Consider the following 24,650-nt stretch of genomic DNA (forward strand, 5'->3'; position numbering starts at 1 on the left):
TGTACGGAAGCCTTATAGCCCTGAACAGAGGACCTTGCATAATTAATGGTGGCATCTGCAATGACTGTATTAAAGTTTCGTCCGGAAAAATCGAGAGAAGCCACTTTATACCATTTTTCCGCAGACGAATTACCCAAAGACCATTGCCCCGAATATTGGGTTTGACCCGATACACTCAGAAAAGTAAGGGACAAAATAATCCCTGAGAATAGTTTTTTCATTTGACGATTGCTTTAAGCGTTTCTATTTCTTCTTCCAATTGAAGAATTCTTTTTTCCTGTTTAATTGTATAAAGCATGAGTTCCTCAATCTTCTGCAACAATTTAGCATTCATCTCCCCCAGGAATATCCCGTTCGCTTCCACTTCCTTAGCGCTGGGAATATCTTTTAAATGTCCTTTTTCCTTAATGTGTTGTTCTACTTCTTCCAAAGTGGGCAGGTTGTAATTGTCTTCAAAGACAAAATCGCTCCAGCCGGTTTCTACTTTGATCTCTTTGGCGCGGATGTTGCCGTTTACGGCGAGTTTCCAGGTGCCGGGGTTGGTTGTACCTATGCCTACGTTTCCATCTTTTCGCATAATGATCCTGGTGGAGGGTTTGCTTGTAATTGAGGATGAAACTCCTAGCATTAGTTCTCCTTGACCGGGATCAAAACGAATTTCCCCTGAATATGCTGTCTCGTCTAAATCCACTGCTCCGCTGGGAGCATAACTAAACCCTATGACCTTATGGCCTCCACTATGAAAAGTTATCCCTTCTCCGATTTGCAGTTTGTCTAAAGGATTAGTGGTCCCTATCCCTACATTCCCCGAAGTCGGAAAAGTATTGGTCTGGGCATAAAAAGTAAAAGGGAGCAAAAGGAACAAGACCCCCACCCTGGCCCTCCCCACGGGGGAGGGGATATATTCTGATATTTTTTTGAGTATATTTCTCATATTACGGCTTTTTGAGTTCATCGATTTCTTTTCGGAGTTGTTGGTTCTCTTTCTTTAGCTCTATCATGTATAAAGTCAACTCCTCTATCTTCTGCAACAGCTTAGCATTCATCTCTCCAAGAAAGATTCCATTTTCCTCAACCTCTTTGGCGCTGGGAATATCCTTTAAATGACCCTTTTCTTTAATATGCTGTTCCACTTCTTCTAAAGTGGGCAGGTTGTAATTGTCTTCAAAGACAAAGTCGCTCCAGCCGGTTTCTACTTTGATCTCTTTGGCACGTATTTTTCCATTTACGGCGAGTTTCCAGGTGCCGGGCACTTCTGTTCCTATGCCTACGTTGCCTTCTCCATTCAATGTCATTGTAGTGATTTGTTCCGTGAAATCAGTAGTATTACCATTATGTATCCGGAATTGAATATAATTAGAATGTGCTGTACCTGTATGATTGGAATAGATAGAATGGTACCTGATACTTTGATCTGACCTCCCTATTCTAAGTTGTTCTGAAACCCGGGAATGTGTTGGTGCTCCTTTTAAATAGGTAATCCCTGCTACATCAAGTTTTGCTTCTGGAGATGCTGTACCTATCCCTACATTTCCGGAAGCCGGAAACGTATTAGTTTGGGCATAAAAAGTAAAAGGGAGCAGCAGAAACAATACCCCCGCCCTGACCCTCCCCCCGGGGGAGGGAACATATGCTGATATTTTTTTGAATATATTTCTCATATTACGGCTTTTTAAGTTGATCTGTTTATTCATATTTCACAAGTCAATTGGGTTTGATTTCTTATACAGGGAAATACATAATTACATCTGTTTTTAGTACATGGCAACATTTGCTTTTCAATGCGTTGTCAGAAAATCAGTTTTACACTGACCATGGCAACTGTCCCGATAATCCCAATAATTATTGGGATCGGGATCAAAGCATCGTCTAAAGGAAAATCTACCTATAATGAATTTGATCATGGACTAAAGACATGGATATGAAGTACTATCTATTTCTTAATGATCTTACGGGTTTCCTTATGACCGTCCTCATAGATCACTACCATGACGTATGCCCCTATGGGGAGCATACCGAATTGCAGTTCGGCCTGGGTCTGACTCTTCGCAACAGCATTTTTGTCGACCAGGTTACCGGTATTGCCATAGATCTGTACCTCCCGCACCGGGAAATCGCCTTCCCAATCCACATATAAGGTAGAAGACACCGGGTTGGGATATAAGGTTAAAGGACGGGCCAAAGTTTCTTCGTCCGCCATGGCTACCTCCTGTAATTCCTCGGGGGTTTCCGCAGCTTCTTCCATTTTGGCCGCTTTGGCAAGGTCTTCCACAGTTCTGCAGTTCACACATACCCATTTCCGGCTTGTCTGGTTCCCGGCGGTGTCATAAGTAAAAGTGATTTCCTGTGCATCTGCCATATAAAAGGCAAACGAAAAAAAGAATAGAAAACAAGATTTCAAAAAAGAGAGTAAAAATTTTTCCACGCTAATATATTTAAGTTAATATTTCTGTTTACATCATTAACTGTCCCATCGCAAACCTTTAAAAAAGGCGTACGAAAAAGACCCTGGCATATGCCAGGCAAATAATTTATTAGGGGGGTTAAATTACTTAGGGAGTATAAAAATATAAAATATTTTCATTTACTGCTCAAAAAAAGAAAATTTTACCATTTTTAAACCTGGGATAAAAGTGATGCCCTGCTCCCGACAGATGTCAGAAACCATGCGTCTGTAGTTCGTTGTTTTAGACATCGTTCTTTTTGTGTCCAAAATTATAGGACCTAAATATTCCGGAAAAGATGTACTTAGTCGGACGGATACACAATTGTAGCTAATGTTAGGGAAGATTACAAAAACACCAGGGTGACCCTCAAAAAAAGAAAAAAACTTCGGTGATCCATACAAAATCACTAGAGTTTGTTGTCTATTTTTTGGGAAATTAGCTTACTTCTGAAAGTGCCTACAAATATTTATTTACTTCTTTAAGTGCCGAGATTATCTCGAAACTAAAAACATTACACTCCCTTGGAAAATAAAATTGCAGTAATTGTTTTAAAGATAATCTTAGCATCTAGAGTTATTGATTTATTTTTGATATAATAAAGATCATACTCCAATTTTTTAATTGAATCCTGGAGATTTTCACCATATTTATATTTAACCTGAGCCCATCCTGTAATACCTGGCTTCACTATATGTCGTATACTATAGAATGGGGTTAGCTTATTTAATTGTTCCGTGAATATTTTTCGCTCTGGTCTGGGGCCAATAAATGTCATGTCTCCTTTAATAACAGAGAGAATCTGAGGTAATTCATCAATCCGGAGTTTGCGGAGTATTTTGCCGAAAGGGGTTATCCTAGTATCCCCTGTGGTGGCCATTTTGGCACCGCTTTTTTCTGCATCGACTACCATAGAGCGAAATTTATATATTTTAAATTCTTTACCGTTTTTACCAACTCTATTTTGACTGTAAAACAATGGCCCCTGATTGAAAAAGAAGTTAAAAAAACATACAAAGGGTAAAACCGCTAGTAAAATACACCCTATTAAAAAAGATAACAAATAATCCGTTATAGCTGTAAAAAGGATCTGTAAATATCTTATTTTCTTATTTCTCATCTGAAGTATCTCATAAAAACTATCATTATGGGATTGTATTGGTAACGCCTCATAATTGTTTTCATAAAAAGATGTATATGACTGTACGTCTTTGCCTTCTTCAATAAGTCTTATTATAATCGATTTAACATCTTCAGGTAAATTACCGTAATCCTTAATATTTATTATACAAGTATCTATACTACTTAAGGATTCCATAAATTTATTTTTACCTTCTAATATGTTTTTGTCAATATCATAGCTGAGCCTTACCTTATAATAAGTTTCCTTTAATTCATTTCCATTGATGTACCCAACATAATCAGAATAGTCCTTCTCATTACTTTTATCATAAATGTATAGGGTTTTTCTTATAGTTGGAATAAAACGAAATGTATTCTTATATAATAACCTCCATAAAAAAATTAATAATGGAGTTCCTACTAAAAACGTTAGAAGAGGTATTCTCCAAAAACTTGCATCAAAAAGTAAAATGGCTCCGAAAAATATCATTAATGCAAAAAGCCCTGAAACAAAGATAGATTGCGATATAATTGTATTAAACCGGCTGGCTTTTTCCAGGTTGTAGAAATCCAGTACATAGGAAAGAAATAAATATATACATATTCCCAAAGCAAATAGCGAGCTATCCAAAAGCGGCGATAGATAATCCTCATCAATAGCATAATTGACAAACAAATTAAGAGAAACACCAATAAAAAACAAATCTCCTATAAGAAGAATAATTTGCCTTTCTATTGGGTTTAAAATAAATGCATACTTCATAAAATTATTTATAACGCAGTTCTTATTTTCGCTAAAAAACTAGTAGTTAAATAAAAAACACTTTTAACCGCCGACAACTTCTCTATATTTCTATACAAATCCCATTGATATTTTATTAGATTTAGTTTGTTTGAAGAGATTGAGTTTAACCTAACTCTATAAAAAGCAAGAGATTCTTGTAATCCTATACCATTAGATTCCTTTAAAAGTGATAACCATAGTGCATAATCCTGTCTTTTACGAATATCGGGCATATATCGTTTTCCATAAAATGCTGTATCATATATTGCAGTTAAACAACCTATAGGATTAGAATACAATGCTAATTTATATGATACGAATGATTTGGCCTTAACCGTTTTTTTTAATGGCTTACCATTTTCATTTATTAAACCATACGACGTAAATGTAAATGGGCAATTGTTTTTAATCATAAAGGTTATCTGCTTTTCAAGTTTTTCAGAATCCCAAACGTCGTCAGAATCCAAAAAAGCAATAAACCTCCCTTTTGCCATTTCTATGGCTGTATTCCGAGCAATGCCTGCTCCTTCGTTTTCAGATAGTTTAATCAGTTTAATTCTACGGTCCATGGAAAAGTATTCTTCAATAATCGCAACACTATTATCTGTAGAACAATCATCAACTAAAATATGTTCAAAGTTTGAATACGTTTGATTCAATACTGAATCAATGCACTTTTTCATATATTTTGCAGAGTTATATACCGGGGTAATTATTGAAACTTTACTGTCTATCATAACTTAAGTAATTTCACATTCTGGTAATTATCTAAAATGTTTTTTCCATAAAGTATTTTACAATATTTTTTGCTGCATGTCCCTTTCCGTATAAATTGATATTAAAGTTCAAATCTCTTTCCTTAAAACTATCGATAGCCAGGAGAATCTTTTCTCTGTTTGATCCCACTAAAATATTCACATTATTCTCTATCAACTCTACCCATTCTGTCTCCTCCCTTAAAGTTATGCATGGCTTATGAAAGAAAAATGCTTCTTTTTGTAAACCTCCACTATCTGTTATTACCATTTTAGATTTTTCCAAAAGATACACCATTTCCAAATATCCCACGGGCTCTATAAACGTTATATTTTCCACTTTGATTCCACAAGATTTCAACTTTCCTTTTGTTCTTGGATGTAAAGGCAATATTACCTGTATTTCTTTTGCTAATTCATCTAAAGTCTCAAAAATTTCTTTAAGCTTTTCTTCTTCATCCGTATTTTCTGCCCTATGTATTGTTGTAAGTACAAATTCTTTTGCCAATTCCAAATTTTCAGGACGCTTTGCTAATTTTTTATAAAAAATAGCTACATCTTCCATTACATCTCCAGATAGAACTATTTCTGAATCTAAATTATCGTATCCTTCTTGTTTTAAATTCTTAAGAGCAGTATCTGTTGGACAAAACAATACATTACTAATCCTATCTGTTAAAATTCTGTTGACTTCTTCTGGCATTTTATCATTAAAAGATCGTAACCCTGCCTCTACATGAGCTATCTCAATATGCAGCTTTTTAGCAGCAAGTGCTCCGGCCAAAGTAGAATTAGTATCTCCATACACCAATACCCAATCCGGCTTTTCTTTTAACAAGATTTGTTCAATTTTTTCAATCATTTGCCCTGTCATGGCTCCATGTGACAAACCATTAATATCAAAATTATAATGTGGTTTAGGGATTTTCATTTCTTTAAAAAACACCTCACTCATATTTTGATCAAAATGCTGCCCCGTATGTACAATTATTTCTTTAACATTTTTATACTTAGCAAACTCTCTACTTATTATTGCCGCTTTTACAAATTGTGGTCTAGCCCCTACTATTGTAATTATTTTCATCATTGGCTTAAAATCACTTTATATGCATTAATTAATTTTTTACTTTCCGCACTCCAGTTATAAATAATATTCACTATTTTTTTTCCATTTTCTCCCATCTCTTTACTTTGGTCATCATTTCTAATCAGCTGCATTATCCCTTCAGCAATTGCCTTTGGATCTTCCGGATTTACAGTTAAACCACATTTATGTTTTTCTAAAATCTCTTTCCACAATGGGAAATTAGAACCAATAACCGGAATTCCTGAACTCATATATTCAAACATTTTATTAGGCTGAGATTCTATATGATTAGGAACATTTAAAAATGTAACTATTCCACCTTTAGATCTTGCTAATATTTTTGACACCTCTTTTCTTGACAAAACGCCAAGGTAGTTTACTTTTTCCCAACCACGCTCTTGCTTTAGTTCTTCTATCAAACCATTCTCTGAAAAACCTCCTACTAAATTCAATTTAATATCATCTTCAACATATTCCATTGCTTTTATTAGCTGAACAATCCCTCTTATCCTAGTAATCCCCCCTAAGTAACATACCTCATTTCTTTTTGAAGACCATTTAGTATTGTTATCAAGTTCCCCAAGTATTGGATAATTATTTATATTTACAGCATTACTATTAATCTTTTTTAATTTACTGGTAATACTAGGTGTTGCCCCTACCAACATAGTATATTTTTTTAAGGTATACTTTTCTGTAATACTTGCTAACATTGATAGTGTTGTTCTCAAAAAACCATTCAAATAGGGTTTACTTTTGAGTTGTTTAGGTAAATCTTCATGTGCGTCAAAAATTACTCTCTCTCCCGCTCCTTTTAACTTTAAGCCAGAAAAAACAAGCTCAGGGTCATGAATATGATATATACTTGAACTCATCTTTTTTGCAACCATATAAGCCTTTTTTGTATAAAAAAGCATTCTAATTAATCTATTTTTAGGCTTCCCAATATCATATATATTAACCCCATTCTTTACCTCATTCCCAAGCCCGTCCGCGACAATAAGATTAACTATTTTATAATTTTCCTTGATAGAGTTACATTCTTTAAGAAAAATTCTTGTATCGTATCTTGGGTGAACTGTAGTTATATGCGTGATGCTTTTCATCTTTATATAATTTGAGTTAAAACTCACTTTTCTTATTTAGGATAAACATGGAAACAATTAATAAAGCTATCCCTCCATGAGTTAATAATACTGTAAACAATGAAGAACTTACAAAAGAGAAGATCACTAAAAAGAATAATCCAAAATACTTTGACGGGATATTCAAATTGTTAATTATGAAAAAATAGATTGAAGCAAATAAAATATTTATCAAAATTCCTGGTGAACCAAAATTCATATATCCATCTGATATCAACCCATTATTGGCTCTCATATCTGATCTATCAAAATAATGCTTCCCAATTAATTGACCATGGTTAAGATCATATGGATATTCGACAAAAGATTTAAATACAGATTCAGACCAAAGAAGCGGCTTCTTATTAAAGAAATCTATATAACAAATATCCAATAAGGTTGGCAAAAATTGGACCCTCCTTATTGTGAGTATCCATAAATAATCATATTCAAAAAATAAGACCAATAAAAAACAAACAATTAATAAAATATTTAGAAGGCATACCATCTTCTTGATAGCATAATAATATGATAGCTTATAAAAAACAAGTATAATTAGCAGCCCAACATACACTGTTTTGTGCGCTCCAAACAAATAAAATAGAATAAGTAAAACAACTCCGTAAATAAAAGTAAGCTTATTTTTTAGCTCAAGTGAAAATACTATAATTAACGGAATTATTATTTTACTGTATAGAGAATAAGTATATGCTATATACGGATTAGATACTGTTGCCATTTTAGTTCTTGTTTGGTATACTTCAACTAAAAATAGATTCTTTAAATTGATATATGGACCATAAACCCATAAATATGGTATAATACCAATTGTAACAATTACGATTAACAAATAAAGAGATTGTGTTTTATTTAGTCGTGGTAACTTTTTTAGGTTAATTTTAATTTTAAAAAACGTCCATAATGAAAAGAAAAACAACTGATGATATACCAATAGTTTAAAAGGATATATCTCTCCGGAAGTGTTGGCAACTAATGAAGGTACTGTTAACAGTAAAAAGAACAAGCTAATGACAATAAACGAAAGTTTTTGTTTATTTAAGCCCATTAGTGTTCTTAGATTGATACTAAAAAAAAGAACAGACAAAATAAGCCTAGGTATTGAAAAATCAAATTTCCCACCAATAATATCAGCAACACCTTTCCAATAATAATAATCCTTGATTTCATGATGATAAAGAACTATTAACAAGGTAAAATACAACCAAAAAGATTGTTTTATAGTAAGCCTAATTTTTAATGACATGCGGTTTGTAATTAAAAGCCGAAATGATAAAACAATACATAAAAGAAAAAAACGATATTCCTGAGTACCTGTTTAAATAACTTTCAAATAAAGCGTTCATAAAGAAAATAATGAATATTGACAACGCCAATGAATTTCTATGGTTGTATATTCCATGCCTTAACAGAACAAATAAAATTATCAAAAAAATTACAACTCCAAAAATCCCTGTTTCAATCCATAGCTGAAGGTATTCATTGTGCGCATTTAATGACCATTTGAATGGCCAAACATACCCATTCTGTTCATAAACATCATTTAGATAATCTTGAGCATCACCTACACCATAACCTATAACGGGCTCTTCTTTTATTAGAGTAATCGCCGCATCCCAACTTAACAACCTTAATTTATAATCATACCTAGCCGTTTTCTCCAACTCAATTCCTTTTGTGAGTATTTTTCTTAAACTCAAACCCATTCGTGGATTTACGAAGTTAAACGCTATAGAAACAATCAAAACTGTTATTATTATAATAAACTTCCTTTTAACAGTCAATGTATCAGTAAACGTTAATTTTATCAATAGAATAGCAAATAAAACCAAATAACTCGCTTTATTTGATATTAAAAAAAGTAACATTATAAAAAAAAATAGTAAAGCTGTACGGGTTTTCTTTTCAAAAATCCTTTTCCCCCAAAGCAAAATAGCGACACCTACACATAGGTAAATTGCATAGTATACTGTTTGATGAAATACAGAGAAATAATTTCCAAAGAAATAATTTCCCCCGTACATAATAGACTCAATAAACCCTCTCCCATCTTCAACATTTGCTTTAAAATATAGTACTCCATTTTCAAAATGAGAAGACTTAAATATAGCAATCATTAAACATAATAACCCTGAAATCATTAAACCATAAATAAACATTCTAAGAATTGCTTTTCTTTGATGTTCATGATATTTATGTAAGAAAAAAAGTAACGGAAATATTATTAACGAGAGTTTCCTCTCCAAAATATAAAAGGATTCATTCTGAGAATATAAAAGGCTAATTCCATACAATATATACAACAAAGGAAATAAACCTAATAACCTATTCTTATTTATATTTTCCTTCTTAAGGCTTGTTATTGATAACAATAACCATAAAACTATGGCAAATGTAGAAACAAATTGATTGAATGGTAGTAAGAAGGCAAATAAACATGCTCCGTATACATACCCATTATCTTTAATTATATATGATAAATTTTTCATCAATTATCTTCTTTATTATTTATCTTTTATGACGCTAAGTCACATTAAAAAATTGATTGAATACAAAATCATTTTATAAAAACAAATTGATTATGATTACTGCAGTAGTTTTTAGTGAAAGCTGTATTTTAATATAAAAAATCTCTATAATAATACCCCATGGACTATTGATTACTTTTCTTTTATAATAAATTTATGCTTATTTTCGGAGTATAAAAATTCCTCTGTATATATAAATTCTATGCAAGAATTATCTCCCAAATTATCCTTAAATGATCTTCTTATATAGTTCTCATCTTCTTCAGTATAGCTATTCCCGGGCTCTATTCGAAATTGAATTTTATTATTTTTTTTCTGTATAATTTGATATTTAAGTATATCCAATTTACCCATTAATACTGTCAAAACTGGACTCCCTATGACCATATTATTGAAAGAAATATAATCTGTAGTTCTTCCTCCTAGGTTTACAAGTCTATGTCTAGAATATTGCTCCCCTTTCGATTTAATTTGAGCCCCAAAATCACCTGTTTCATATCGGATAAAAGGCATACTAAAATTATAAAGAGAAGTAGCGATAATTTTTCCGTTATCATTGAAAATATTTTTGCCAGCATTATTCACTACTTCCATAATACTTCTTTCCGTATCAATAATAAAGCCATCCTGTTTCTCATCCTCAAATGCCGACACTCCGCCATCATTTAACCCATAGTTATTAAAAACTTTTGTATTAAAAGCTCTTTCTATACAATCACGTTGATTATCATTTAGCATTTCTGCTGTTGAGAAAACTCCCTTCAACTCTAAAGGGGGTTTTTTATTAGCCATTACAAATTTTGCAAATAAAAATAGTGAACTAGCATAACCCCTTAAAAACAATGGTTTCCATTTATAAAGCTTATCAAAATAATCATTAAGAGCTTCTTCATTAATACCATATGAGGATAATTTTTTAAAATTTAATATGTAGTCTTGAATTTTATTTTTTATCCCTGAATCATCGTTTACAAGTGAGCCACCTGCAATTATTGCCATTTTGTCCCCAATATTATACCCCGCTTTTGAAAACCCCCTGTATAATAAAGCATATGCCCTTGAATAATCCTCTATACTCATTCTGAATTTCAACGGCTCACCAGTCGATCCTCCAGTAGACCGAGTGACACTCCTAAATATTTTATTTATTGGAATAAATTTTTCGTAATTAGAAATAATCTCTCTTTTTGTTAAAACAGGTATTTTACTCAGATCTTCAATACTATTAAAATCATCAGATTTTAGCTTTAGATCATTAAATAATTCTCTATAATAAGGTATGTTATCTTTTGAATAATCAAATAATATTTTAAAATTATTCAATTGTTCTGCTTCTAAAACTTCAATTGGTGTATAATATTCCTTTTTAAATTTATAATACAATTGTATATCCTTTCTTCTTTTTAAAAAATAGGACAAGTGCATTAATCTTTTATGATTTTTCATTTAATAATCCAAATTTATTTAAATCTTATAGTACCTATAAACAAAAGCCTTTTATTTTTTGATCTTAATAAAGAAATAAAATGTATAATATTGCTTTTACCCTTAATTAAGGATAGAATTGTTTGGTTTCTTCGCGATATATTTTTCTATTCTCCTAGTCTTAAAAAAGCACGGTAGACTCTCTTATCTTATTCTTATAATATTTTTATTTATTTTGATGAGCGCTGTTCGAGTCGATCTATCTCTTCTATATCATGAGATTCTACCATTCCAGTTTCTATAATAAACTACCCCGGGGGCAAGCCCCAAGGTATTAGAACAACTTGAGTTGTCCTGAATATATTTTTTCGTACTCTTTTTCTTTACCTTGACTCAATATACTTCTGAATCACTTCAGTATTCCCATATTGACCTACGGTGTTGGCATAATATCCACTTGTCTAAAAACTACCGCCCACAAAAATTGTTCTGTTTCAAGATGCAAACGAAACAATTCCCGACCTGTCTGTTATACTCTTTAAAGTACGAACCATATCACTCACAGATATAGAGGGTATATTCTGAACTAAAAAATGGACATGATCGGATTCATATCCTATCTCTCTATAAAGGCAATCTAATAGCGTTCAGATATTCAAAATTTCTTTAAGCGTTGATCTCGACAGCTGTCAATACTTTATGCATATACTTCATTGGAGACACGAAATGGCACAACAATAAAGTCTTATTGTGACCCTTGTATATATTTTATCTTCCACTCCACTAAGCTACACTTTTTCAAACTTTTCCTTACCACCCCGGGGCAAGCCCCGAAGAATTCTTTAGATTAAAAACATTTGACAACTTATCGTCAAAAATTTCTTCTTTAGATTTGACTCCTGACTTAAAAAATATGTTAGGCTTATATCTCCAATAAAATTGACTCTCATTTGATTAATCATATGCTTGCTTTGATATTTTTAATGTTATAAAAAACAACAAGGTGTTGAAAATTAAACCTACTATACCATAAAAAATAATGGAATATTTTGCCTCATTTAGAATATAATATCCACTAACCAGTGCTCCTGACCTACATAAAAACAAAGCTATTTCATATAAGAAATATTCCTTTTGCTTATTAAGTATTATAATAACATTACTTACAGGTGAATTTAAAAATACTACAAACAACCACGGAACTAAATAAGAAGTGTATTCTCCCGCTGTTCTCCATTCCATCCCAAATATTATTTCAAAGATATCTGCTGAAAACAAATACAATAATGTATATGGAATAATACCTAATATAAATAACCTTTTATACATCTTAATGACAAGACCATATAAATCTCCATGTTCATTAAATGTTTCTGAAGCTCTTTTAAAAAAAACTTGTTGCAAAGAACTAGTTATCAGCCACATAGGACCTTGAACAATTCTAACCGACCATGCATAAAAACCTGTTTGTTGTAGGGTATATAGTGTCTCTAGTAGATAATTTGGTAAATTATTCGAAGTCATGTTAAGCAATGCATTAGGCATTGTTACAAGTGGAAATACTCTATATTTTTGAAGTGTTTTTATCATTAACTTTGAGTTAATAGCATTTTTTTGTTCCATATCCAAAGTGCCTTTAGATATCAACATATAAATAACAGAAGTAAAAACTCCGCTTATCCTTCCTAGAAAAAGCCCCAAAACACTTAAAAAAGAAAAACTTACATGAATAATTCCTGTTATTGTGCCTTGCAATACCTTACCCTTTGATATTATATCATATTTATCTCCTCTATTTAACCAATAGCTGAAAATTTGAAAAAATGCCAAAAACAATGAAGTAAATGGTATTAAAAACAACCATCTACTAAATGAACCTAAACCTAAAAAACTAGCTATAGTTTCGTTAAAAGAAACAAAAAGAAGTAATAAGAATGAAAAAAGAATTAATGAAAAAAATAAAGATAGAATCAACACCATGATTCCTTCTTTCCTTTTTTTGGGAATCAATATCGCCAATTCTAATCTTCCAGAAACTAATAATGCTAATATATTAGACGTAGCAAAAAAAATTGTGTATTCTCCTATTTCTTCGGGTGAATATAACCTCGTTATTATAGGACTAATTAATATTGGAATGGCTTGGGCTAAGGCAGTTCCACTAAGCAGAGTTAATACATGTCTCGTGAATTCAGATTTTAAAAATTTTTCTTTAATTAATTTAAAAGACATATATAGTTTCATCTAAACATTTACCAACAAACCATGATACTCCCCTTTAACCCCAACCGGTTTCATACCCCTAATACTATGTACAATTTCGATTGCTGTTCTGGCCGCTTCCAGCCCATACCCTTTACCTTCCAATATATCTTTATACACCATAGTATGCAAATCTGTAAAGCCTCCACTAAATTCGAGTTCTTCACCATCTATAGTGATGGACCTAAAGGTAGTTTGCCCTTTTGCTTTAACCTCTTTTGGCAAATACTGTGCATTTATAGATAAGAACCATCGGACCCGGGCATTTTCAAATTCCAGATATCCCGCGGCCCGGTCATTATCATGAATATGAACTATGTTTTCCTGTACATCCCCGAAGATCCAAGACAACATATCGTAAAAGTGAACACCAATATTCGTCGCAATACCCCCTGACTTATTCATATCTCCTTTCCAGGATGTATAATACCAGTGTCCTCTAGATGTCAGATAAGTCAGATCTACTTCAAATTTCCGGTCTCTTGTCGCATTTTTTACTTTTTCTTTTAATGCAATGATACTTGGATGAACTCTTAGTTGAAGAATATTATAGACCTTCTTTCCTGTTTTTTCCTCTACTTTTTGAAGTTTATCTACATTCCAGGGGTTTAACACCAAAGGCTTTTCACATATCGCATCTGCTCCACTCCGCAAAGCAAATCGAATATGGGCGTCGTGCAAATAATTAGGAGAGCATATGCTCACATAGTCCAGATAGGTGCTATTCTCATATTTTAACTTCTCTATGTGCCTGTCAAAACGTTCAAATTCGACAAAGAAATCGGCCTTTGGAAAATAAGAATCAATAACACCTACACTATCACTCCGATCCAGAGCCGCTAACAAATTATTGCCTGTTTCTTTAATAGCTTTCATATGTCTCGGGGCTATATAGCCCGCTGCTCCTACCAATGCAAAGTTCTTCATGTAAAAGGGTAATATAGTTATTTAATTCGTTTTACTTTATCATCTTCCAGTCGGTATTCCTGAAGACTTTCAGGGCAAATTGCAACACCTTTATCGTCAAAATTCAAGCGATGCCCGTATTCACTCACCCATCCGATATGTATGGCCGGATTCCCAACAACCAATGCGTAGTCCTTAACTTTCTTAGTTACGACAGCCCCGGCACCTATTAGCGCATACTGTCCTATAGCATTGCCACAAATTACAGTTGCATTAGCACCAATAGATGCTCCCTTACTTACCAATGTTTCTATATATTCATCCCTCCTGACTATGGCGCTTCTGGGGTTTATTATATTGGTAAATACCATAGAAGGCCCTAAAAACACGTCGTCTTCACATATAACACCGGTATAAATGGATACATTATTCTGTACCTTCACATTTTTTCCGAGAATTGCCTGAGGGGAAACAACAACGTTCTGGCCTATATTACATTTTTCACCTATAACACAACCAGTCATAATATGAGAGAAATGCCAGATTTTAGTTCCGTCACCTATTGAGCATCCTTCATCAATAATTGCGGTTTTATGAGCAAAAAATTCCCTCTCTTTCATCTTATTATAGCCTTCCTGTTATTATGTCCTTAGACAAAAAACCTTTAACATCATATACTACCGTTTTGGGATGAACCTTAAGGTCTTCTATCGCTATTTTTCTAAATTCATCATGTCCAACAGCTAAAATTATCCCTTCATACTTATTTTTTATATCATTAATAAGATTTACACCATAATGATTAAAAGCTTCCTTTTTGTCCGCCAAAGGATCATACACATCGACCCTTGCCCCAAAACTCCGCAATTCCTCAATAACATCTATAACCCTGGAATTTCTAACATCCGGACAATTCTCTTTAAATGCAAAGCCCAAAATAAGTATCCTTGAATTTTTAACCTTTAATTCATTTTTAACCATTAACTTGATCACACTACTGGCTACATGTATCCCCATATTATCATTAATACGCCTGCCAGAAAGTATTACTTGCGGATGATATCCAACACTTTCTGCTTTATGAGTTAAATAATAAGGATCTACTCCGATACAGTGTCCTCCAACTAATCCGGGCCTGAATGGAAGAAAGTTCCATTTAGTCCCCGCTGCCTCCAAAACATCCAGGGTATCTATTCCTAACTTATCAAATATCAGAGCTAGTTCGTTTATTAATGAAATATTCAGGTCCCTTTGGGTATTTTCTATAATTTTCGAAGCTTCCGCTACTTTAATACTCGGGGCCTTATGGGTTCCTACTTCGATTATCGAATTGTAAAGATCATCAACTATATCCGCTATTTCAGGAGTGCTCCCCGAAGTAACTTTAACAATATTATGTACTCTTCTATTCTTATCTCCTGGGTTTATCCTTTCCGGTGAATACCCACAATAAAAATCTACATTATACTTCAGTCCACTTGCTTCCTCTAAAACAGGGACACAATCTTCTTCTGTACATCCGGGATAAACCGTGGATTCATAAATTACAATATCTTCTTTTTTAAGAAATTTCCCAATTAATCTGCTTGCATTCAACAAAGGAAACAGATCCGGCTGTTTAAACTTGTCAATAGGAGTAGGAACAGTAATTATATAAACATTGGATTCCGAAAGAGCTTCTTGCTGTGAAGAATAACTAATATCTCTACCCTCTTGTAATTCATCTTCTGAAACTTCACCGGTATTGTCTTTCCCTCTCTTTAACTCCTTAATTCGTTCTTCGTTTATATCAAATCCTAAAACGGAATATCCTTTCTTTGCAAATTCTACCGCCAAAGGCAATCCAACATATCCCAAACCAATAACAGCAATTTTGTTTTCCCTTAAAGATTTATATTTTGACATATTAAAAAATTATAAAAATAAACACTCCAAGCAAGATATCCATCTTATCTCTTTTCTTCACATCCTTATGACGCCATCCCCTTAATTCCGTTGCTTAAAAACCCGCTCTAATTTCATGAAAACATCTTTATCTCTTCTTCTCCTTTGCGCAAAAGTACGATAATCCTTTAAAGTTCAAAGCGGAAACCCGTACCTTATTCCAAACACGTTCTTTATCCTCATTTTGCGTACATTTGAATAAATAAAAGTCTCAAATGCATATTCATCATATCGAAAGCCGGAATTCCATACTGAATCACTTTATAGCGCAGGTGCGCGACCGCTCTATGCAAACGGATCGTATGCGGTTCCGGAAGAACCTGGAACGCATCGGGGAGATTCTGGGTTATGAACTCAGCAAAACGCTTTCCTATGCTCCGAAATCCGTGACCACTCCCCTGGGCGAAAAGGAAGTCCCGCTGGTGGAGAACGAAATAGTCATATGCTCCATTCTCCGGGCCGGGTTACCTTTTCACAACGGACTACTCAATTATTTCGACCATGCCGAAAACGCATTTATCTCGGCATACCGGCACCACACCGGAAACGGAGATGATTTCGAGATCCGGGTGGAATACCTGTCATCCCCTTCCCTGGATGGCAAAACACTGCTCCTGGCCGATCCGATGCTGGCCACCGGGCAATCGTTTATTTCGGTATATGAGAGCCTGAAAAATCTGGGAACTCCGGCGGAAATACACCTTCTGGCCGTTATCGGTGCCAAACCGGGGATTGAATTGGTCGAAAAACATTTCCCCGCTGACACCCATCTCTGGATTGCGGCGATAGACGATAAGCTGAACGACAAAGGATACATTATACCCGGCCTGGGCGATGCCGGCGACCTTGCCTACGGGAGCAAACTACAACACTGAGAAGTTTGTTTTGTTAAATATAAGTTCGGAAAATCAGTTTAACCCCGACCCTAAAGGGAGCCTGATTTTCCTCGATTTGCTCCCCCGATAATCCCGACATTCTTATCGGGAGAAGGGAGGTACCCGAGCGCAGCGAAGGGGGGAGGGTTTTGAAAGCCCAAACCATAGGGATAAACGTAAACACTATGTATATGCGCCAAGGTTCGGGCTGGTCAAAACTCCCTACCCCGCAAAGCGGTCCACCCCTCTTCTCCCGATCCCGATATTTATCAGAACAGTCGAAATGGCTGGGGTAAAACTGATTTTCCGGGAAACAGGGTTGAAATCATTTTCGTCACACATTAAATCCCTGGTTACAAAACCAAAACAAACTAAACTTACATCAAATAAACAACAGCGCTACCGGCAACATCAAAAACAACCAGAGCATAAATTCTTTCCACCATTTTTTGGAGATCAATTGCAGGTAATTGGTGATGAGTATGGAAGCAGGAAAAAAGGCGAAAACCACCTCATCGCTTTCCCTGTTATTCGAAACTGCCGCTATTCCGGCCGCTACCAGCAATGTTATGATCACTAAAAGCAGGGAAGACTGTATAGCAGAGGGTTTCGCCTTATAGTTGGCTATAAAAGCCGCCAGGGACAACAGGCTGAAAAATGTTATTAAAGCTATAGGCAGTATAAATCCTACTGTTCTGGTCCTGATGCTATAAAAATTCACGGAAAACGGAAAAACCTCCTTTATCCATTCTATATCGGCAAACCATATAACATAGGTAAACAGCAATAAGGCCACTACAAATATCGCGACAAAAGGCACCAGCCAGTTCCTGTAATCCCCGAGGCGATAAACCAGGATAGAAGCAAATACTACCAGGAGAAACAGCAGGGCCCATTCGTAAAACAGGGCGGCCACACAGATCCACAGGGCGGCATCAAATATCTTTTGTTTTATCTGTATCAGCGAGCGGATACTGATCATCCTCCGTAAAGCCAGCAATACAAACAGATTGGCCACTATAATTTCGGAACTCCGGAATATCTGTGGGAACAGGCAAAGGAATGTCACCAAAAGCAGCGCAGCATAGGAATTCCCCTCGCAAAGTGTATTTTTACGAATGATGAAATTGGCCAGGAAAACACTGAAGACAACAACCAGAAAAACGGAAAACCGGGAGAGTAAAGTCGGTCCCGTCCAATCCGTATGGTAAAGATAAAATTGTGTCATCCAGTAGAAAAAACCCACATAAAGTGCTATCAATAAAAAATTTATGGGTTTTGCCCGGTTAAAAAAACTGGAAATCATCTCGTGTTTTTATATTTTACAACGTAAAAAACGTAAATTTGCTGCGTAAATATAGTATAACTTTTACCTTCTGGTTATGAAATGCCTGTTAGCAGACCATAATATTATCGGCATGACCTATGAAAAACAATTAAAAAAATAACAGATGAAAGACCTATTGGAAAGCATTCAATACCTGTTCGAAAACATCCTGTTCGTACCTCTTAATTGGTTACGGTCCCTGGAACTCGAAAACTGGTGGGCGGCAAATACACTGAACTGGATATTTATCCTTATCTGTATGTCCGCCCTGGTATACTGGATTATGCAACTGAAAAAATACAATGACGGGGGTGAAGAGAACAAAGATGTCTCTGCACATTCTTTTCTGAAATAAAGAGGTTCCCCTACTCCAAAGAACGGCATCCAAAGTTAATGGCTTTTTCGATACAAGATCGTATCATTGGGTATATACGCTCTCTGGATGCCGTTTTTAGTTAAGACTACAGGTCAAAGCCTATATCTTTCCGGTAATACATTCCGTCAAAGTCCAGTTTTTCCATATTCTGATAGGACTTTTGTAAAGCTTCCTTAAAATCTTTTCCATAAGAAGTAACGGCTATCACACGCCCTCCGCTGGTAACAGTCTTACCATCTTTCGGAACTGTTCCGGCGTGAAAAACCAACGATTCTCCTATAGCATCCTCCCCGGTAATTTCTTTTCCTTTCTCATAGGCCTCCGGGTATCCGCCGGAAACCGCCATAACGGTAGTTGCCGCCCGTTCATCCACTTCAAGTTTCACCTGGTCTAAGGTGCCTGTACTTACCGCTTCAAAGATCGCTACCAGGTCTGTCTTTACCCTGGGGAGCACTACTTCCGTTTCCGGGTCCCCCATACGGACGTTATACTCTATAACATAAGGATTATCTCCTACTTTTATCAACCCGATAAATACAAAACCTTTATAGGGCAGCTTATCTTCCTGCAAACCGGCAATGGTAGGCTTTACAATACGTTCTTCTATCTTTTTTACAAAATCATCATCCGCGAAAGGCACCGGGGACACTGCTCCCATACCCCCCGTATTCAACCCGGTATCTCCTTCTCCTATCCGTTTATAATCCTTTGCCATAGGAAGGGTGAGGTAATTTTTTCCGTCGGTCACGACGAAGCAACTGAGTTCAATTCCACTCAAAAATTCCTCTATAACTACCTTGGCGCTGGCATTCCCGAATTTTTCCGCTACCAGCATGTTTTTAAGCTCTGCTTTGGCTTCTTCCAGGTCGTCCAGTATCAACACGCCTTTTCCGGCTGCAAGTCCATCCGCTTTAAGTACATATGGAGAGTTAAGCGTTTCCAGGAAACCGTACCCGGCTTCCAGCTGGTCTTTGGTAAAGCTCTGGTATGCCGCAGTGGGAATATCATGCCGTGCCATAAATTGTTTGGCAAATTCCTTACTTCCTTCCAGTAAAGCCGCCTGTTTTTGCGGACCTATTACCGCTACCTTGTTCAGTTGGGGATCATCCAGGAAATAATCGTGAACTCCTCTCACTAAAGGATCTTCGGGCCCTACAACGACCATTTCAATATTTTCACGAAGCACCAGTTCTTTTACCGCCCCGAAATCGGTAGCGGATATATCTACATTGGTTACCGTACTTCCGGAAGCCAGTTTTGTTTTGGCCGTACCGGCATTACCGGGGGCTACAAATAACCGTTTTACCTTATCACTCTGGGCAATTTTCCAGGCAAATGTATGCTCTCTACCGCCGCTTCCCAATATTAATATGTTCATCTGTTCGTTATTTTATAGTCTATAGTCTGGAGAAATCCTCCTCTGCCTTCGGCATCTCCCCAGGGGGGAAACATTGTCTTTTTAATTTTATAATAATCTATTTAGTATATGGCAAAATTTGTTTTATACAGATTTATCGGTAAATCAGTTTGACCGATCCCGATAAATATCGGGATTAAAGGGAATCCGATTTTCCTCTCCCGAAACCTTTCGGGAGAGGAAAATCCACCCGGATCGAATTTTTTCATATACTAAAAATAATCCTGAATCAGGAGATCGTTTCCCCGTTATCTACCGTATCGTCCGGGTTCATGAAAACCAGTTTGTCTTCGCTGTTCTGTGTCATCAGTATCATTCCCTGGCTCTCCACTCCCCTGAGTTTTCTCGGGGCGAGGTTTACCAGTACGGTTACCTTTTTGCCTATAATGTCCTCCGGCTTAAAACTTCCGGCTATTCCGGAAACTATGGTTCGGACGTCAAGACCGGTATCTACCTTCAGAATGAGCAGTTTATCGGCCTTCTTCATCTTTTCCGCCTCGATAATGGTCCCCACACGCATATCCAGTTTGGCAAAGTCCTCGTAGGATATGGTTTCTTTCTGCGGAGCTACCTCCTTATTTTCCGCTTTATTGTCAAGTTTGGTTTGTTCCAGCCGCTCCAGTTGTTTTTCTATTTCCGCATCTTCTATCTTGGTAAACAACAGTTCGGCCTGGTTCACGCGATGTCCTGCGGGGAGAAGGTCCTCTCCTTCCGCAACGGCATCCCAGGGGGCTTTTTCTTCGGAAACCGGCCGCCCGAGCATTTTTTGGAGTTTTTTCGCGGTAAACGGCAGGAAGGGTTCGCTCAACACACTCAGCACACCGGCCACCTGTAATGCTACATACATAATAGTCTGTACCCTTTCCGCATCTTCTTTTATCAGCTTCCACGGCTCCTCGTCCGCCAGGTACTTGTTCCCCAGCCTGGCTACATTCATCAGTTCGCCAAGGGCTTCCCGGAAGCGATAGCGCTCTACGGAAGAAGATATGACCTGCGGGTATTTCTTCAGTTCTGCCAGCGTATCCTCATCTCTTTGGGTAAACGTCGCCGGGGAAGGGATAACACCGTCGTAGTATTTATTGGTAAGTACAATAACCCGGTTTACAAAATTTCCGAAGATGGCTACCAGTTCGTTGTTGTTCCTGGCCTGGAAATCCTTCCAGGTAAAATCGTTGTCTTTGGTCTCCGGGGCATTGGCCGTTAAGGTATACCGAAGTACGTCCTGTTTTTCCGGGAAATCCTCCAGGTATTCGTGCAACCAAACCGCCCAGTTCTTGGAAGTTGACAATTTATTCCCTTCCAGGTTCAGGAATTCGTTGGCCGGAACATTCTCCGGTAAGATATAGCTTCCTTCCGCTTTGAGCATGGCCGGGAAGATCACACAGTGAAAGACGATGTTGTCTTTCCCGATAAAATGTACCAGTTTGGTATCTTTATCTTTCCAGTAAGGCTCCCAGTCTGTCCCTTCGCGCTCCGCCCACTCTTTGGTAGACGAAATATATCCTATAGGCGCATCGAACCACACATAAAGCACCTTTCCTTCGGCGCCTTCCACCGGAACCGGGATTCCCCAGTCCAGGTCTCGGGTGACGGCACGGGGTTTTAGTCCGTCGTCCAGCCACGATTTTACCTGGCCGTATACATTGGGTTTCCAGTCGCTTTTATGTCCTTCCAGTATCCATTCCCGCAAAAAAGCATCGTATTGATCTAAAGGGAGGAACCAGTGTTTGGTTTCTCTCAGCACCGGTTTAGTACCGGTTATGGTCGATTTCGGGTTGATCAGGTCCGTGCCATTCAGTGAAGTTCCGCAGTTTTCACACTGGTCTCCGTAGGCTTCTTCATTTCCGCATTTCGGACAGGTCCCAATAACAAAACGGTCTGCCAGGAATTGCCCGGCTTTTTCATCGTATAGCTGCTCGGTAACTTCTTCTATAAATTTCCCGTCATCGTACAATTTCCGGAAAAAACCGGATGCTGTTTTGTGATGTATCTCTGCCGAAGTACGTGAATAATTATCAAATGAGATCCCGAAATCCGCAAAGGATTTTTTGATGATCGCATGATATTTGTCTATGATCTCCTGTGGTGTAACCCCTTCTTTTTTAGCCCGCATGGAAATAGCCACCCCGTGTTCGTCACTTCCGCAGATAAAAGCGACATCCTTTCCCCGTAACCTGAGATAACGGGCATAAATATCGGCAGGGACATACACCCCGGCCAGGTGGCCTATATGTATGGGGCCGTTGGTATAGGGTAATGCTGACGTGATCGTATAGCGCTTTGGGTTTTGTGGCATAGTATATTCTTTTCTTATTTCGTTTACTGTAAAAAAGACTCATCCGGACAAATCCGTGAAGTCCTGTTCTTTAAAATCCGGCACACAGCCGGATCAGGGTGCAAAAATAAGCATTAGGATGGATTAGACCTTAAAAATCGGGAAATCGTAGTCCTGTTTCCCGGGTAATTTGTTATTTTGTTCCGTCGGATACTAATCATACCAGGATTACACATGTTAAAACACACGCAACACTTTGTATTTATCCTCTTTTTGACCTTAATCACGGGAACAGGATATGCCCAAGACTCCATGATCTTTCCCCCGAACCTTAAAAAAGGAGATACCGTAGCCATTGTAGCCACGGCCAGAAGCTTTCAGCCGGAAGACCTGCAACCTGCCATAGACACCCTGCGCCAATGGGGATTACATGTGGTGCTGGGAAAGACCATCGGACCGGAATACCATCAGCTTTCGGGAACAGACAAAGCCCGTGCACAGGATTTACAGGACATGCTGGATAACCCGGCTATTAAAGCCATCTGGGCGGCAAGAGGAGGTTACGGTACGGTGAGGATCGTGGATATGCTCAATTTTACCAGGTTCCGGCAAAAACCCAAATGGATCGTAGGTTACAGTGATGTTACCGTGCTGCACAGCCATATTCACAATCTCGGTATAGCTACCCTCCATGCCACCATGCCCATAAATGTGAAAAAGAACTCCGAAGAAGCCATACGAAGCTTTAAAAAAGCTCTTTTCGGCAAAAAACTCCAATACACCATCCCTTCACGTCTACAAAACCGGGCAGGAGTTGCAGAGGGAGAAGTTGTCGGAGGAAACCTCTCCATTCTATACAGCCTGTTAGGCTCTCCCTCGGCTATAAAAACGGAGGGAAAAATACTGTTTATCGAAGACCTGGACGAGTACCTCTACCACATAGACCGGATGATGTTGAACCTGAAACGCAACGGGTACTTTGATAATATCAAAGGCCTGATCGTGGGTGGTATGACCCGAATGCACGACAACAGCATTCCGTGGGGGAAAGATGCCATAGGTATTGTAAAGGAAATTGCCGACAAGTATAATTTTCCGGTCTGTTTCGATTTTCCGGCAGGACATATCCAGGACAACAGGGCCCTGATACTGGGTGAAGACGCCAAACTGAACGTTGCCAGGGATTCCGTTACCCTGGAGTTTAAGGCCCTTAAAAAATAATACCGGAACAGGAGAATCCTTATTCCACTTTCACTTCAATAGTAAAATCCCCGGACCAGGGTTCCCCGGCCATCATATTTTCCCCTACGGACAAAACATAGGTCCCGGGCTTTTCCAGGTCGTATTCCAGTTCCCGGCCAAACGGACCGTCTGCCGATCCGTCCGGAAAGAATATCTGGGTGAAGCGCAGGTTGGCCAGCGTGTCTTTCGACTCCAGTCTGGCAGATAATTGTACCGGGGCATCGGTTTTAAGCACAAAATACTTTTTATCCCGCTCCTCTTTATATATTTCTCCCTTAACAAAGCCATTTTCCAACGACAATGCCAGGGTATCTCGGGAAACCTCCGTTATTCCCGCTACAGGGTTTCCGGCAGAACCTGATTTTTTCTCTCCTGTTTTCTCGCGCTTACCCCCACAGGCGATGAGGAACAACGACACTATTAAACCCAGGGCAATTCCTGATTTTTGAAAATACATATCCGAAATATTTATATATAAAAGTACGGATATAATGACAAAATAAGCAGCACCTCAGAAAGAATCCCTGCATGTTATAAGGTTTTTCCTTAATTTTACAGATAGAACTCATCTTGACTTTTCTAATTGGCTACAAAATGATCTTTTTACTCCAGATTTCGCCTTTTTCTTGCTCCGTAGCTATGGCTATGCAGCGCAAAAAAGCCTGCATCTGAAGCAAAAATCTCTATTTTTCGCTTCAATCACAAAAGTCAAGATGAGTTCATAGGGCGGAATACGAAA

Annotated in this window: 23 protein-coding genes; 3 read left to right on the forward strand and 20 right to left on the reverse strand. The window is 37.1% G+C overall.

Annotated elements, in window-relative coordinates; all coding sequences use genetic code 11:
* The 16 genes from ACVBDY_RS06080 to ACVBDY_RS06155 form a co-directional block, all read right to left on the reverse strand.
* Nucleotides 1–221 (reverse strand): hypothetical protein (locus ACVBDY_RS06080; protein WP_447174574.1); only part of this gene is annotated, 221 nt, incomplete at its 3' end.
* Nucleotides 218–934, reverse strand: a complete 717-nt coding sequence (locus ACVBDY_RS06085) for a hypothetical protein (protein ID WP_447174575.1) — start codon at nucleotides 932–934, stop codon at nucleotides 218–220. The genes ACVBDY_RS06080 and ACVBDY_RS06085, both read right to left, overlap by 4 nt.
* Nucleotide 935: 1 nt before the next feature.
* The gene (locus ACVBDY_RS06090; protein WP_447174576.1) at nucleotides 936–1,661 is read right to left on the reverse strand and encodes a coiled-coil domain-containing protein; all 726 of its coding nucleotides are present in this window, start codon (nucleotides 1,659–1,661) and stop codon (nucleotides 936–938) included.
* A gap of 272 nt (nucleotides 1,662–1,933) precedes the next feature.
* The gene (locus ACVBDY_RS06095; protein WP_447174577.1) at nucleotides 1,934–2,425 is read right to left on the reverse strand and encodes a T9SS type A sorting domain-containing protein; all 492 of its coding nucleotides are present in this window, start codon (nucleotides 2,423–2,425) and stop codon (nucleotides 1,934–1,936) included.
* Between the two features lie 533 nt (nucleotides 2,426–2,958).
* Nucleotides 2,959–4,329 (reverse strand): sugar transferase, encoded by a 1,371-nt coding sequence (locus ACVBDY_RS06100; RefSeq protein ID WP_447174578.1) that lies wholly within the window; start codon nucleotides 4,327–4,329, stop codon nucleotides 2,959–2,961.
* 8 nt (nucleotides 4,330–4,337) lie between these two features.
* Nucleotides 4,338–5,087, reverse strand: coding sequence for a glycosyltransferase family 2 protein (locus tag ACVBDY_RS06105; protein ID WP_447174579.1), 750 nt, complete (start codon nucleotides 5,085–5,087; stop codon nucleotides 4,338–4,340).
* A 31-nt stretch (nucleotides 5,088–5,118) separates the two neighbouring features.
* On the reverse strand, nucleotides 5,119–6,192 hold the full coding sequence (gene wecB, locus ACVBDY_RS06110; protein WP_447174580.1) for a non-hydrolyzing UDP-N-acetylglucosamine 2-epimerase: 1,074 nt from the start codon (nucleotides 6,190–6,192) through the stop codon (nucleotides 5,119–5,121).
* Nucleotides 6,189–7,298 (reverse strand): glycosyltransferase, encoded by a 1,110-nt coding sequence (locus ACVBDY_RS06115; RefSeq protein WP_447174581.1) that lies wholly within the window; start codon nucleotides 7,296–7,298, stop codon nucleotides 6,189–6,191. Before ACVBDY_RS06115 ends, wecB begins: the two co-directional genes overlap by 4 nt.
* Nucleotides 7,299–7,314: 16 nt before the next feature.
* Complete coding sequence (locus ACVBDY_RS06120; protein WP_447174582.1) at nucleotides 7,315–8,580, reverse strand: hypothetical protein; 1,266 nt, start codon at nucleotides 8,578–8,580, stop codon at nucleotides 7,315–7,317.
* A complete protein-coding gene (locus ACVBDY_RS06125; RefSeq protein WP_447174583.1) occupies nucleotides 8,564–9,823 on the reverse strand; it encodes an O-antigen ligase family protein in 1,260 nt (419 codons plus the stop codon). The genes ACVBDY_RS06120 and ACVBDY_RS06125 overlap by 17 nt, the downstream gene beginning before the upstream one ends.
* A gap of 171 nt (nucleotides 9,824–9,994) precedes the next feature.
* Nucleotides 9,995–11,308, reverse strand: coding sequence for a phenylacetate--CoA ligase family protein (locus tag ACVBDY_RS06130; RefSeq protein WP_447174584.1), 1,314 nt, complete (start codon nucleotides 11,306–11,308; stop codon nucleotides 9,995–9,997).
* 473 nt (nucleotides 11,309–11,781) lie between these two features.
* On the reverse strand, nucleotides 11,782–11,907 hold the full coding sequence (locus ACVBDY_RS06135) for a transposase (RefSeq protein ID WP_447174664.1): 126 nt from the start codon (nucleotides 11,905–11,907) through the stop codon (nucleotides 11,782–11,784).
* A 334-nt stretch (nucleotides 11,908–12,241) separates the two neighbouring features.
* Nucleotides 12,242–13,519 carry a lipopolysaccharide biosynthesis protein gene (locus ACVBDY_RS06140; protein ID WP_447174585.1) on the reverse strand — a complete coding sequence of 426 codons (1,278 nt, stop codon included), beginning with the start codon at nucleotides 13,517–13,519 and terminating at the stop codon, nucleotides 12,242–12,244.
* A 12-nt stretch (nucleotides 13,520–13,531) separates the two neighbouring features.
* On the reverse strand, nucleotides 13,532–14,476 hold the full coding sequence (locus ACVBDY_RS06145; RefSeq protein ID WP_447174586.1) for a Gfo/Idh/MocA family protein: 945 nt from the start codon (nucleotides 14,474–14,476) through the stop codon (nucleotides 13,532–13,534).
* A gap of 17 nt (nucleotides 14,477–14,493) precedes the next feature.
* Entirely contained in the window at nucleotides 14,494–15,075 is a 582-nt protein-coding gene (locus ACVBDY_RS06150) for an acyltransferase (RefSeq protein WP_447174587.1), read from the reverse strand.
* 4 nt (nucleotides 15,076–15,079) lie between these two features.
* Entirely contained in the window at nucleotides 15,080–16,360 is a 1,281-nt protein-coding gene (locus tag ACVBDY_RS06155) for a nucleotide sugar dehydrogenase (protein WP_447174588.1), read from the reverse strand.
* Between the two features lie 254 nt (nucleotides 16,361–16,614).
* Here ACVBDY_RS06155 and upp point away from each other — a divergent pair, with 254 nt between their 5' ends.
* Nucleotides 16,615–17,274: a uracil phosphoribosyltransferase gene (gene upp, locus ACVBDY_RS06160; protein ID WP_447174589.1), complete on the forward strand. Its 660-nt coding sequence runs from the start codon at nucleotides 16,615–16,617 to the stop codon at nucleotides 17,272–17,274.
* Between the two features lie 382 nt (nucleotides 17,275–17,656).
* Here the strand turns inward: upp and ACVBDY_RS06165 are convergent, their stop codons facing one another.
* Complete coding sequence (locus tag ACVBDY_RS06165) at nucleotides 17,657–18,580, reverse strand: DUF6427 family protein (protein WP_447174590.1); 924 nt, start codon at nucleotides 18,578–18,580, stop codon at nucleotides 17,657–17,659.
* Nucleotides 18,581–18,725: 145 nt separating this feature from the next.
* Between ACVBDY_RS06165 and ACVBDY_RS06170 the strand changes: the two genes are divergently transcribed.
* Nucleotides 18,726–18,956, forward strand: coding sequence for a DUF6341 family protein (locus ACVBDY_RS06170; RefSeq protein ID WP_447174591.1), 231 nt, complete (start codon nucleotides 18,726–18,728; stop codon nucleotides 18,954–18,956).
* A gap of 106 nt (nucleotides 18,957–19,062) precedes the next feature.
* On the opposite strand, the gene purD is transcribed toward ACVBDY_RS06170, so the two are convergent.
* Nucleotides 19,063–20,355 (reverse strand): phosphoribosylamine--glycine ligase, encoded by a 1,293-nt coding sequence (gene purD, locus ACVBDY_RS06175; RefSeq protein WP_447174592.1) that lies wholly within the window; start codon nucleotides 20,353–20,355, stop codon nucleotides 19,063–19,065.
* Between the two features lie 268 nt (nucleotides 20,356–20,623).
* Nucleotides 20,624–22,690 (reverse strand): methionine--tRNA ligase, encoded by a 2,067-nt coding sequence (gene metG, locus ACVBDY_RS06180; protein ID WP_447174593.1) that lies wholly within the window; start codon nucleotides 22,688–22,690, stop codon nucleotides 20,624–20,626.
* Nucleotides 22,691–22,903: 213 nt separating this feature from the next.
* Here metG and ACVBDY_RS06185 point away from each other — a divergent pair, with 213 nt between their 5' ends.
* The gene (locus tag ACVBDY_RS06185; RefSeq protein WP_447174594.1) at nucleotides 22,904–23,890 is read left to right on the forward strand and encodes a S66 peptidase family protein; all 987 of its coding nucleotides are present in this window, start codon (nucleotides 22,904–22,906) and stop codon (nucleotides 23,888–23,890) included.
* A 19-nt stretch (nucleotides 23,891–23,909) separates the two neighbouring features.
* Here ACVBDY_RS06185 and ACVBDY_RS06190 read toward each other — a convergent pair whose 3' ends face one another.
* Nucleotides 23,910–24,368 carry a hypothetical protein gene (locus ACVBDY_RS06190; protein ID WP_447174595.1) on the reverse strand — a complete coding sequence of 153 codons (459 nt, stop codon included), beginning with the start codon at nucleotides 24,366–24,368 and terminating at the stop codon, nucleotides 23,910–23,912.
* Nucleotides 24,369–24,650 lie beyond the last annotated feature (282 nt).

Source organism: Sinomicrobium halophytocola, from assembly GCF_052983395.1.

Excerpts from the sequence above, each read along its gene's own strand:
- purD (WP_447174592.1), bottom strand. The coding sequence starts at position 20,355 with ATGAACATATTAATATTGGGAAGCGGCGGTAGAGAGCATACATTTGCC.
- ACVBDY_RS06125 (WP_447174583.1), bottom strand. The coding sequence starts at position 9,823 with ATGAAAAATTTATCATATATAATTAAAGATAATGGGTATGTATACGGA.
- wecB (WP_447174580.1), bottom strand. The coding sequence starts at position 6,192 with ATGATGAAAATAATTACAATAGTAGGGGCTAGACCACAATTTGTAAAA.
- ACVBDY_RS06190 (WP_447174595.1), bottom strand. The coding sequence starts at position 24,368 with ATGTATTTTCAAAAATCAGGAATTGCCCTGGGTTTAATAGTGTCGTTG.
- ACVBDY_RS06100 (WP_447174578.1), bottom strand. The coding sequence starts at position 4,329 with ATGAAGTATGCATTTATTTTAAACCCAATAGAAAGGCAAATTATTCTT.
- ACVBDY_RS06140 (WP_447174585.1), bottom strand. The coding sequence starts at position 13,519 with ATGTCTTTTAAATTAATTAAAGAAAAATTTTTAAAATCTGAATTCACG.
- upp (WP_447174589.1), top strand. The coding sequence starts at position 16,615 with ATGCATATTCATCATATCGAAAGCCGGAATTCCATACTGAATCACTTT.
- ACVBDY_RS06115 (WP_447174581.1), bottom strand. The coding sequence starts at position 7,298 with ATGAAAAGCATCACGCATATAACTACAGTTCACCCAAGATACGATACA.
- ACVBDY_RS06170 (WP_447174591.1), top strand. The coding sequence starts at position 18,726 with ATGAAAGACCTATTGGAAAGCATTCAATACCTGTTCGAAAACATCCTG.
- ACVBDY_RS06090 (WP_447174576.1), bottom strand. The coding sequence starts at position 1,661 with ATGAGAAATATATTCAAAAAAATATCAGCATATGTTCCCTCCCCCGGG.
- ACVBDY_RS06145 (WP_447174586.1), bottom strand. The coding sequence starts at position 14,476 with ATGAAGAACTTTGCATTGGTAGGAGCAGCGGGCTATATAGCCCCGAGA.
- ACVBDY_RS06085 (WP_447174575.1), bottom strand. The coding sequence starts at position 934 with ATGAGAAATATACTCAAAAAAATATCAGAATATATCCCCTCCCCCGTG.
- ACVBDY_RS06150 (WP_447174587.1), bottom strand. The coding sequence starts at position 15,075 with ATGAAAGAGAGGGAATTTTTTGCTCATAAAACCGCAATTATTGATGAA.
- ACVBDY_RS06130 (WP_447174584.1), bottom strand. The coding sequence starts at position 11,308 with ATGAAAAATCATAAAAGATTAATGCACTTGTCCTATTTTTTAAAAAGA.
- ACVBDY_RS06105 (WP_447174579.1), bottom strand. The coding sequence starts at position 5,087 with ATGATAGACAGTAAAGTTTCAATAATTACCCCGGTATATAACTCTGCA.
- ACVBDY_RS06155 (WP_447174588.1), bottom strand. The coding sequence starts at position 16,360 with ATGTCAAAATATAAATCTTTAAGGGAAAACAAAATTGCTGTTATTGGT.
- ACVBDY_RS06185 (WP_447174594.1), top strand. The coding sequence starts at position 22,904 with ATGTTAAAACACACGCAACACTTTGTATTTATCCTCTTTTTGACCTTA.
- ACVBDY_RS06165 (WP_447174590.1), bottom strand. The coding sequence starts at position 18,580 with ATGATTTCCAGTTTTTTTAACCGGGCAAAACCCATAAATTTTTTATTG.
- ACVBDY_RS06120 (WP_447174582.1), bottom strand. The coding sequence starts at position 8,580 with ATGTCATTAAAAATTAGGCTTACTATAAAACAATCTTTTTGGTTGTAT.
- metG (WP_447174593.1), bottom strand. The coding sequence starts at position 22,690 with ATGCCACAAAACCCAAAGCGCTATACGATCACGTCAGCATTACCCTAT.